The sequence below is a fragment of the Leyella stercorea genome, assembly GCF_019052365.1.
GTDB lineage: Bacteria > Bacteroidota > Bacteroidia > Bacteroidales > Bacteroidaceae > Prevotella.
This window is the reverse complement of the sequence record NZ_JAHQUY010000085.1, coordinates 1-10,328: the sequence shown is the minus strand read 5'-3', so window position 1 is coordinate 10,328 and position 10,328 is coordinate 1. Positions and strand designations below refer to the sequence as shown.

Genomic DNA, 10,328 nt, shown 5'->3' with positions numbered 1-10,328 from the left:
GCTTACTTTTGGGAAAAACAGACCCGAAGTCCAGTTTTAAAGGACTTCGGGCAGGGTTTTTATTCTCTTTGGAGTTTTAGCGGACAGCAATAAAAAATAGTAGCGGAGGTCTCCGGCCTCCGCAGCAGTTAACTTGACTGAATATAGTCTTGTTGCTTGCTGCGGAGGCCGGAGACCTCCGCTACTTTTTTGCTTTATTGATTTTAGAACGGATAACCGATTGCGAAGTGTATGCTCTGGCTATCCTTAAATTTGTCGAAGTTGTAGAAGCCGTTCTTGTACGGCAGGTGCAGACCTACACCCCAATCGAGGCGAAGCACGAAGAAGTCGAGGTCGTAGCGTATGCCGATACCCGTACCGACCGCCATCTCCTTAAACATGTTCTTCGGTTTGAACACCGCACCCGGACGGTCGCTGTCGCTGCGCAGCGTCCACACGTTGCCTGCGTCGAGGAACAATGCGCCGTAGAGGTTGCCGAACATACGCGGACGATACTCGAGGTTCATCTGCAACTTCAAGTCGCCGGTTTGGTCGAGATACGAGAGGTAAGAAGTCTGGGCATGATAGCGACCCGGACCGATACTGCGCACGTTGAACGCACGTATGCTGTTGGCACCACCTACATAGAACTGCTCGCTGTACGGCGCACTTATCGCATTGCCATACGCCCATACAACACCCATGTTCACGTGTCCGACGAGCGTGCTGTGCTCCGTCACCTGCCACGTCTTGCTATAGTCGGTCTCCACTTTCAGGAACTGAGCGTACGGGTTCTTGAACATCGTCTTCTCCTTGTCGTTCCACTTCTCGCCGAACGCCATGTATCCGAGCGAAAGCAGATTGGCAGCCTCGCTCACCGACACCTGCCAGAAGATAGGATTGTGAAGGCGCGCCGGCGACTGGTATGTGAATGTGTAGCGCATCTTAGGCACAAACTGGTCACTCATCGCCACAAGCAGGTACGGACTCTTGTTGACAAGATCGGTGAACGCCGGCGTCATGTGCTTCATGTACTCGTACTGCAGTATGAGCGGCGAGAACTGGTGCTGCACGATGGCTCTCGGCTGCGTCTTGTATGTCAGCTCGCCCGACACGATGTGGCGCTGGAAGAAGCCCGAGCGATTGAGCACGTCGAACGATCCCTTGATGAGCGTGGTCGGCGTGGCATAGCGCTGGTGTATCGGCTTGCCTTTTCTGCGACGAATATGGCGCAAGCGGCGCAAGATATTGTTCACAAACAGCAGGCGCGGCATCTCTACCGACACATCTGCACCGTATTCGTAAGAGTTGAACTTCGAGCTACTGCCGTCTGCCTGATGTCCTGTCTGCCATTCGTACGAGCCTTTCAGATTCACGGTGAGCTTCTCGCCGCCTCGGAAGGCGTTGCGCTTCACCAAGCCGAGGTTCAGTCCCGGACCCACACGCCCCGTCGTCTTTCCTACCAGGTTGCCCTCAAGATAAACGTCGTATGGCTTGTCGAACACGCAGTTGAGCGTGAGGTCGAGCGTGTCGCACGTTGCCGAAGTGTCGCGCGGAGCGAACGCAAGGTCTACACGCGAGAAGAGTCCCTTTGCCGTGAGCGTGTTGATGGTCTGCTGATAGTCCTGATAGCTGTATAGCTTACGGGGCTTTATCTTCATATCGCGAGTGATTACGCTGCGGCGCATCGGCTCGCGCTTGCCGTTGAAGACGATGGTGTAGTTGCGGCGGCGTATGGTATCCTTCAGTTGCTCCAGCACCGACTGCTTGCGCATCTCGAGATTGATGCGACCAACGTACCACTTGCGACCTACCGTGGCAGGCAGACTGTCGGCGTAGTGCAGACGCACCTGCACCTCGCCCGGCTCGGCGATGGTATCGGCGAGATATGTGGCGTAGCTCGGCTGATAGTAGAAGAAGCCGTTGTTGCGCAGGAGCGTCGAAATGCGTGTTCGCTCTGCCTCAAGCACCGAGACGTCGAACGGATCGCCGGCTTTCACGAGCGACTCCGACGCCTTATTCTCGATAAGTTCGTTGGCTTCTTCGGGGAAGTTGTGATATGTCAGCGTGTCTACGGTGTACAAGTCGCCGAAGTTGACGTTATACTTCACCTTCGCCGTGCGCGAACTGTCGGATGTAAGCACATCGTAGTTGACATAGCCGCCGAAGTAGCCGCGCGCACGCAGCAACTCGCGCACCACCTGCGCATGCAGCTGCGGATTGACCGAGCTGAGCAGCACCGGCGCCTTGCCGAACGTTGTGCGCATCCACTTGCCTATGCCGCCGCGCGAATGTTCGAAGGCGTTGTATATCCACAGACGGTACGACGGTATGCGGTAGTACGGACTGCCGAAGAGGGCGCCGTTGGGCGTTGTGGCGAGCGCCGCCTCCACTTCCTCCTGCGTAGAGTAGAAATGGTCGCAAGGCTCGTAGTTCTCGTACCCGGTCTTGCGCAAGCCCGTGAACAGCTTGTCGTCCTCGGGCACAGAACTTGTCGACGAACAGCCGACAAGCACCATTACACATATTATTATATATAGCGTATTCTTCATAAACCTTTACTTTTTATCGCCCGAAAGCGCCTTGTTCGTTTTCTTAACCGCCGTCGAGTCCTTCTTCTGCGCTGCCGTCGAATCGTTGTTATTCACAATCGTGTAGTTCTTCTTCTGAACCAGCGCACCGTTCATCGGCATCGTGTATATGTCATCTGTCTTGCGCTTGAAGCGGAAGATGTCTTTCAGACTCTGCAGCTTGCGGCGCCATACGAAACCGCCGCCGAACTGTCCGACGTAGCCTTCGAGCCAATCGTACGTAGCACGGTCGTAGAAGAACTTCAGATACTTGTTCGAGTTGGGCGAGAGACGATACTCCATCGCGATATTATCGAAGAACGTGTCGTTCTGATTCTCTATTTCGGCACCGCTCGACACCTTACCGCCTATCACGATGCGCAGTCGGTTGTTGAGGAAGCGCTTCGAGAACTTGAACGAGTAGTCGGTGTGTACGGCGCCAGAGCCCAACTGCGTGTTGTCCATGCCGAACGAGAGGTCGAGCGTGCGCAGAGCGTTGCCCGATATGGCTGTAATCTGCGAACTGAGGAACGAACTGAGCGCACTGTTCATGTTGAATGCGCCGGCACTGGTGTCTGAGAGATACATGCCCGTGGTGAGCATCGTAACGGCGAGCTTGCCGCGATTCTCAATCGACTGTGTCATCAGCTCGTTGTGTATCTCCTGGTCGTCAGGCGCGTCGATAGTAAACTGCAGACCCATGTCGTTGAGCGTCTTCGTAAGCTCCACGCCGCACTCGAACGTCACGCTGCGTCCTACGCCGGCATCGTTCGTCACGGTAGTCTTGTTCTCCTCCGTCGCAGTGATGTTCAGGCGCGGGTTCATTGCGTCGCCGAAGAACTCCACGTAGCTTCCGTCCTTGATGGTGAACGTCTTGAGTGGGATAACCGGCAGCGAGTATTTCATCTCGCCCTGCCCTATCGTGTATCTGCCGTAAAGACCAAGTCCGTCGGCTTCGGTATATTTCATTCGCAGTTGGCCACCTCCTACGATATCCACGTAGTTCGACTTGTCTGCATTCAGCGCGCAGAGCACATGAGCGCCCTCGTCAATGTTCACCGTGAGGTCCATCGTAAGACCCGTAAGCGGCGGACGCACCACCTGCGTAGCTCCCGGGTCCTTAAAGTTCACGAACTTCACGAGTCCGTCGAGCTGGTTGTCGGTAGAGAGCGGCGAGTCGCGCAGAATGTATGTGATGTCCGACGAACCGAGCACGTCGAGACGACCGCGGAAGCGCAAAGCGTCGAGCGGTCCGTCGGCAAGTCCGAGGAAGTTGACGTAAGCCTTGCCGAACGCCTCAGAACGAGCCTTCTGTTTCGAGTCGATAAGCAGATAGTTGGTTGCACGCATACGCATATACATCGTCATGTTCGACATATCAGCGAAGTCTACATTGCCGTAGAGCGTGAGCGGATTGCCGTTGCGTGCGAAGAGCTGGAAGTTCTCGAACTGCATCTTGCTGTCGGTTATCGTCACCGGGTCGTCGCAGAGTCGCATCTCCACACCGTAAGGCTCACTAGCCACATAAGCCGAGTCGAACATCAGTTCGCCGTCCACGTCCAAGCGGTTGAGCTGTCCGTCCACCTTCACGTGTCCGTCGGCATAACCCTTGAAGTTGAGCAGTCTGTCGGGCATGAAACCGTTGAGCAGCAACAGCGGAGTGCGCTGCAGCTGCACATCTGCAGAGAGATGGCCGAATCCGCTTGTCACGTACGTACCGCTGAGCGTGCATACCTCGTAGTCGTCTACAGAGAATGTGCCGTCGACGCAGTGCTCGTTGCCGCCTTCGCGCGGCATGTATACGAACTCGCTCGCCACGTCGCCTATCTTGCAGCCCTCGTACGCCATCTTGTCCACACTCACGAACGAAGACACCGACATTACGCCGTTGTCGGCGATATAGTGGAAGTCGCCGTTCATCACGCCCGACACCTTCGGAGCATACGGAATGACGGAGAGCACCTTGGCAAGGTCGAACTTCGTCAAGCCGATTGTGATGTCCTGCTGTGCTTCGGTGCTGTCGTTGCTGAACACCTTCACACCCATGCCGTCGTCTGCCAGCAACTTCATGTCAGCCGATATGCGCTTGTTGTCGGCGAAGAACACATAGTTGCCATTGTTCACCTTGAACTGCTTGTAACCGAACACCGGGTCGATGCCGCCGAGCGACACGCGCACACCGTGCTGCTCCATATCGGCTTTCAGTCCGAGCGCCACGCCGAGACGGTTGCGGTCGTCGAACACGCGTGTGCCGAAGAAGAGCGACTGCTTGTAGAACGCGCCGCGGAAGAGAGCATTGAAAACGTACTGCTTGTTATATCGGTTGTTGCGTATCTGTCCTTCGAAGTCGGTCTTCACCGAGTCCGACCGCACGGCTACGCGTATCGTGTCGAGCTGCATGCCCGAAGCCACGAGCGAGTCGATGCGCACTGTGCCGTTGATGCCCTTCACGGGCGACGTGTTCATGTTTATATATGCGTCCTGGAACTCGTAACCGTAGTGGCGTGCCGTGCGCGAGATGATGTTCTCCTTGCCCGCATCGAGATAAACGGAGAGTTCTGGCAGGCGTTCGCGCAGTCGCAACTGGTCGATATATCGCTCGTTGCGCTGCTTCTTAGCCTCAACGCCTATCGACGAAAGACGGTTGAGGATATGTTCTACCGAACCGCTGCCGTCGAGTCGCAGCGCAAAGTCGCCGCACGTCACGTTGGCGTGTGTTGAGTCGCGGCGTGTGAAGATGTCCATCACCACGTTCTCCGGTCGGTAAGCCGCTGCCGAGTCGCGCACTACGATGTTTCCTATCACGCCCTTCACGCTGTGTGTCGACGCAAGGTCCGACTGCACGTCTACATGAGCGGTCATCGACGTCGTGAGCGGTGTCTTGGTGATACCGAGTTTGTAGAAGTCGGCATAAAGCAGGTTGCAGAGCAGGTTTGCGTCAATGCGTCGGTTGTCGAGCACGGTGCGCAGGTCGATGATGCCGTTGAGCAGCGGTGTGCGACTGTCGAGCAACGCTCTGCCGACACCGTTTTTCACCTCGGCTTGCAGACTCACGTTCGAGATGTCGTAGCCCGAATAATGGAAGTTGCCGACCCTTACACGTGCATCCATTCGGGTGCGTGGTGAGAGGAAGTCGAAGCCTGCGCCGTCGGCTGTCAGTTCGCCGCTGAACGAATGTAGACCGCTGCCCGGCATGAAGTTCTGCAGGGGCAGAGCGTACGCCGTCAGATTGGCACGGTATGCCATTGAACGCATGTTGAACGCGCCTCTGCCTCGCACCGAACCGCCACCCTGCGTAGCCACAAACTCCGTAGCATACTGCGGTCCGTTCACCTTGCAGTTGCCTTTCAGCGTTATGCCGTTAGGTATTCGCACCACCGTGTTCTTGTCCAGACCCAATGCTGGCTGTAGGAAACTGATGTTGTCGGCACGTGCGTCAAGGTTGATGTCGGCTGTGAGGCGGTCGATGTCGGTGAGGTTGCCCGCCTTTCCGTCCGCCTTTATGCTGAATGCGGTAGGGAGTTTAGCCGAGATGTCGCGAATCTTAAGGTTCTTCATGTTGCCGTTGATGTCGGCATGAAGGGCGAGTGGCTGTTCGGGCAGTCGCAGCACAAACTGCAGGGGCATCATTCCGAGCGCCAGCAGCATGTCAGACTTGCCTACGGATGCGTCCATCTTCAGACGCATCACGCCTGGGTTAGTGTCGGCGAAGGTAGAGAAGTCCATGTCGGCACTCGCCTTGAGCCACGACACGGGCGTAGTTAGACGGAAGTCGGGCAGCGCTATGTGCGCCGTGTCGAGCCGCACGTGTCCCTTTGCGTCGGTCACGCTCAGTCCGCTCTGCTCGCGGAAGGCGCAGCGGTTGAGAGCGAGTTGCAGCTTGGTGGCTTCCTGCTCGAAACAGAGCGAGTCGATGCGCAGCGAAACGCCTTTCAGCTCAATGTGATTCACGTCGAGCCCTTTCTGTCGCATGGCGAAGTTATTGTCGTAGCTGACGAAGCCGTCACGCCAGTCGAACGTGCCTACCTTGTATACGCCCGTACCGAGATTGATGTCGCCGTCGGTAGCCGACGCATCGGTCAGTCCGACGCCTATGGCGAGTGTATCGCCGGGCATGTGTATCTTTACAGCCGAACGCTTCACAGCCAGTCGGCTGAAAGCTATCTGCCATTTGTTTTCTGTTTTGGTTGTGTCCTCGGGCACCGTGTCGCTGAGCGCTATGTCGAGGTTGGCGTCTGCGAGGAGCACCGGTCCGAGCGCCACCTTCTCCTTCTTAAGCGCCACGCGGCTCGGCTCCACCTTCAGTCGTCCTACGCCGCCTTTCACGCGTGCTGAGGGCACGAGTTGCGCGGTGTTGATGTTCACCTTGCGGAAGTCGAGGTCGGTTACGTCTACGTTGCCGGCGAAGAGGGGCAAGAGTCGCACGCCCACGATGAGTTCGTCGGCAGCGGCTATGGTGTCGATTTGGTTGTGCAGCGAGTCGTTGGGCTGCGTAGCGAGAAGCCCTTGCACGCTTAGGTCGAGCGGAAAGCTGAGGCGCACTCGTTCTACCGACACGTTCATGCCGGTTGACTCGGAGGCGTATCCTGCCGCTTGCCTTACTGCCCAGTTCTGCACGGGCGGTATGTAAAGCAGCGCAGCCAACAGCGCTATCAGCGCTATCGGCGTGGCAAGTATGGCTGCCGCAATCTTTAAATATCGTTTGTATTTGGGCTTCATTCTTTTGTATTGTTTGATTTTTATTTTATAGAGCTGTTAGGGGGTGCAGTTGTCTCAACTGCACCAACACAGCAAACTGCACCAACACAGCTAACAGCCCTCCCTTAGAAAATCAATAGGTTGGTGCACTTGAGACAAGTGCACCCCCTGATAAACTGCACCAACACAGCAAACTGTCCACACTAGAAAGCTAATAGGTTGGTGCACTTGAGACAAGTGCACCCCCTGATAAAGTGCGCCCCTGAATTACCTTGCTATCTCCTGCCACAGACGGTCTGCCGGCACTTCTGCCTCAACGCATATCTGTTCTTTCGACACGGGGTGGACGAACTCTACGCGGCGCGAGTGGAGCGAGATGCTTCCGTCGGGGTTGCTGCGCGGCGCGCCGTACTTCAGGTCGCCCTTTATCGGGCATCCCATGTGTGCCAGCTGACAGCGTATCTGATGATGTCTGCCGGTGAGGAGCGTCACTTCGAGCAGCATATAGTTATCCGACACGGAGCGCACCTTGTACTTCAGTATAGCCTTCTTTGCGCCCGGCACATCTCTGTCGTGGGCGTAGCTCTTGTTTTGGCGTTCGTTGCGCGTGAGCCAGTCGGTGAGCGTTCCTTCGGGCGCAATGTCGCGGCGCTTCGTTATCGCCCAGTAGGTCTTGTGCACATCGCCCGTGCGGAACATGTCGTTCAGTCGCGACAGCGCCTTTGATGTCTTTGCGAAGACAACGAGTCCGCTCACGGGTCTGTCAAGTCGATGCACCACGCCGAGGAACACGTTTCCGGGCTTGTTATACTTCTCTTTGATATACTCCTTTACGATGTCGGATAGCGGTTTGTCGCCGGTCTTGTCGCCCTGCACTATCTCGCCGCTGCACTTGTTGACTATTATTATGTGGTTGTCTTCGTAGACTACTTTCATTGTTTGCTTATTATAAAAAGACACAAAAAGGGTGCATCAAAATAGAAGTTAAAGGAAGTTGGGGCTCCCGATAAGTTCAGTTTTGAAACACCCTGATTATCGTAAAAAATCTGTTTGCAGACAGAATTACATGTTCATGCCGCCGTCTACCTGGAGAACCTGGCCGCTAACATACGATGACATGTCAGAAGCGAGGAACAAGCATACGTTTGCGATGTCTTCTGTCTGACCGCCGCGACGCAATGGAATCTTCTTCATCCAGTCCTTGCGTACGTCCTCAGGCAGCTGTGCTGTCATAGGTGTCTCGATGAAACCCGGAGCGATGGCGTTGGCGCGTACGCCCTTGGGGCCGAGCTCCTGAGCGATTGACTTAGCCAGACCGATCATACCAGCCTTAGAAGCCGAGTAGTTGCACTGGCCTGCGTTGCCGTGAACGCCTACTACAGACGACATATTGATGATTGAACCGCTGCGCTGACGGAGCATGATCGGTGCACAAGCGTGGATAAAGTTGAATGCCGACTTGAGGTTCACGTTGAGCACTGCGTCCCACTGTGCCTCTGACATGCGGAGCATCAAGCCGTCCTTTGTGATGCCGGCGTTGTTCACCAGCACGTCGATAGAACCGAAATCTGCATGTATCTGCTTTACAACCTTGTCTGTCTCCTCGAAATCGGCAGCATTGCCTGCGTATGCACGACAAGTAACGCCCAGAGCCTCAATCTCCTTACGTGTAGCCTCAAGTCCGGCAGCCATGTCGTCGTTGAGCACGAGGTCGGTGAATGCGATGTTTGCGCCTTCAGAGGCGAACTTCATTGCGACAGCCTTTCCGATGCCGCGGGCTGCTCCCGTGACGAGGGCAGTCTTACCTGTTAATAATCCCATTTCTTTAATTATTTAATAAATAAAAAATTCTAATTGTTGAGTTTCTTGCCGAGCGCTCCGTACACCACCTTCGCCACAAGCGGCTTGCTGGCTTCTTCGGTGAGCCCGTGTCCGATGCGTCCGTAGATGAACGGCACCTCAAGACCTTTTATGCAGTAGTGGGTGATGTCGGCTACAAGGTTCACGTCGTCGATGTCGAACTCGCCGTCTGCCTTGCCGTCTTGATACACCTTGCTGAAGAGGTCTATCTCGTAGTCGTCGAACTTCTTGCGCACTTTCTCCACCATCCAGATGTTGCGGAAGAACTCGGCGCGCAGGTTGCCGTTGCGCACCACGGTCTCTCTAATCATGCTCAGATGGGTATAGATAAGCTCTATAACCTTGTCAAGCGGGCGCATCTTCATGGCTGCCACCTCGTCGAGCTTGTCGCTCAGGCGTTCAAGCTCCGACTCTATCACAGCCGAATACACTTCTTCCTTGCTGTTGAAGTAGGTGTACAGCGTGCGGCGACCCTTGCCCGACGCCACGGCGATATCGTTCATCGTGGTGTTAGCCACGCCGCGCTTGGCGAAGAGCTGGCGCGCGATATCAATGAGTTTCTGGCGTGTCTTGGATATTGACATATTGAATGATTACCCCTTTCCTGTTTGTTATACCTATTATATATATGCGCTGTGCACCTGAGCGCACACGCCTTGTAGCGTGCTGCTTGCAGGCACGAAACGCTTGCACACACTACGTATTAATGTGCAAATTTACAGCATTAATTTCGAAAAAGCAAATAAATTCGACTTATTATGCTCTCTTTGTGGCTCATAGCGGCACAAAGAGCACAAATCTTGCGATATATCACGAGTAAAGCCTATTAAATAATAATAGGTACGCATGCGTACAATACTTCATTGCGGGTAAAACCTCACGAAAAGTCACCGTCACCCGAACGCAATCCGATCAGACGGCGAACGGAATCCGATTGGACGGCGGACGCAATCCGATCGGACGGCGGACGGAATCCGATTGGACGGCGGACGCGAACGGTGGCACACTTAGGGGGTGCACTTGTCTCAAGTGCACCAACCGAGCAAGAATACACCAACCGAGCAAGAGTTGCACCAAGCGAGCAAGAAGTGCGCCAAGCGAGCAAAAAATACACCAACCGAGTAAGAACTGCGCCCTCTGCGAGTATGTCAAAACTAAAATATTTGACCCCAATTCGGGATAAAATAGCGATTAGTTGCATGTGAAGACAGATACACGAGT

5 protein-coding genes are annotated in these 10,328 nt (G+C 55.1%); all 5 read right to left on the bottom strand.

The genetic code is table 11. The features are described 5' to 3' along the window. Positions 1–203 precede the first annotated feature (203 nt). Positions 204–2,531, bottom strand: coding sequence for a translocation and assembly module lipoprotein TamL (gene tamL, locus KTQ90_RS11680; RefSeq protein WP_217318590.1), 2,328 nt, complete (start codon positions 2,529–2,531; stop codon positions 204–206). Positions 2,532–2,537: 6 nt separating this feature from the next. Continuing rightward, positions 2,538–7,268 carry a translocation/assembly module TamB domain-containing protein gene (locus KTQ90_RS11675; RefSeq protein ID WP_217318589.1) on the bottom strand — a complete coding sequence of 1,577 codons (4,731 nt, stop codon included), beginning with the start codon at positions 7,266–7,268 and terminating at the stop codon, positions 2,538–2,540. A 246-nt stretch (positions 7,269–7,514) separates the two neighbouring features. Next, a complete protein-coding gene (locus KTQ90_RS11670) occupies positions 7,515–8,183 on the bottom strand; it encodes an RluA family pseudouridine synthase (protein WP_217318588.1) in 669 nt (222 codons plus the stop codon). 126 nt (positions 8,184–8,309) lie between these two features. After that, positions 8,310–9,068 carry a 3-oxoacyl-[acyl-carrier-protein] reductase gene (gene fabG / locus KTQ90_RS11665; RefSeq protein ID WP_217318587.1) on the bottom strand — a complete coding sequence of 253 codons (759 nt, stop codon included), beginning with the start codon at positions 9,066–9,068 and terminating at the stop codon, positions 8,310–8,312. A 29-nt stretch (positions 9,069–9,097) separates the two neighbouring features. Then, positions 9,098–9,691: a TetR/AcrR family transcriptional regulator gene (locus KTQ90_RS11660; protein ID WP_022157645.1), complete on the bottom strand. Its 594-nt coding sequence runs from the start codon at positions 9,689–9,691 to the stop codon at positions 9,098–9,100. Between the last annotated feature and the right edge of the window lie 637 nt (positions 9,692–10,328).

Excerpts from the sequence above, each read along its gene's own strand:
- tamL (WP_217318590.1), bottom strand. The coding sequence starts at position 2,531 with ATGAAGAATACGCTATATATAATAATATGTGTAATGGTGCTTGTCGGC.
- KTQ90_RS11675 (WP_217318589.1), bottom strand. The coding sequence starts at position 7,268 with ATGAAGCCCAAATACAAACGATATTTAAAGATTGCGGCAGCCATACTT.
- KTQ90_RS11670 (WP_217318588.1), bottom strand. The coding sequence starts at position 8,183 with ATGAAAGTAGTCTACGAAGACAACCACATAATAATAGTCAACAAGTGC.
- fabG (WP_217318587.1), bottom strand. The coding sequence starts at position 9,068 with ATGGGATTATTAACAGGTAAGACTGCCCTCGTCACGGGAGCAGCCCGC.
- KTQ90_RS11660 (WP_022157645.1), bottom strand. The coding sequence starts at position 9,691 with ATGTCAATATCCAAGACACGCCAGAAACTCATTGATATCGCGCGCCAG.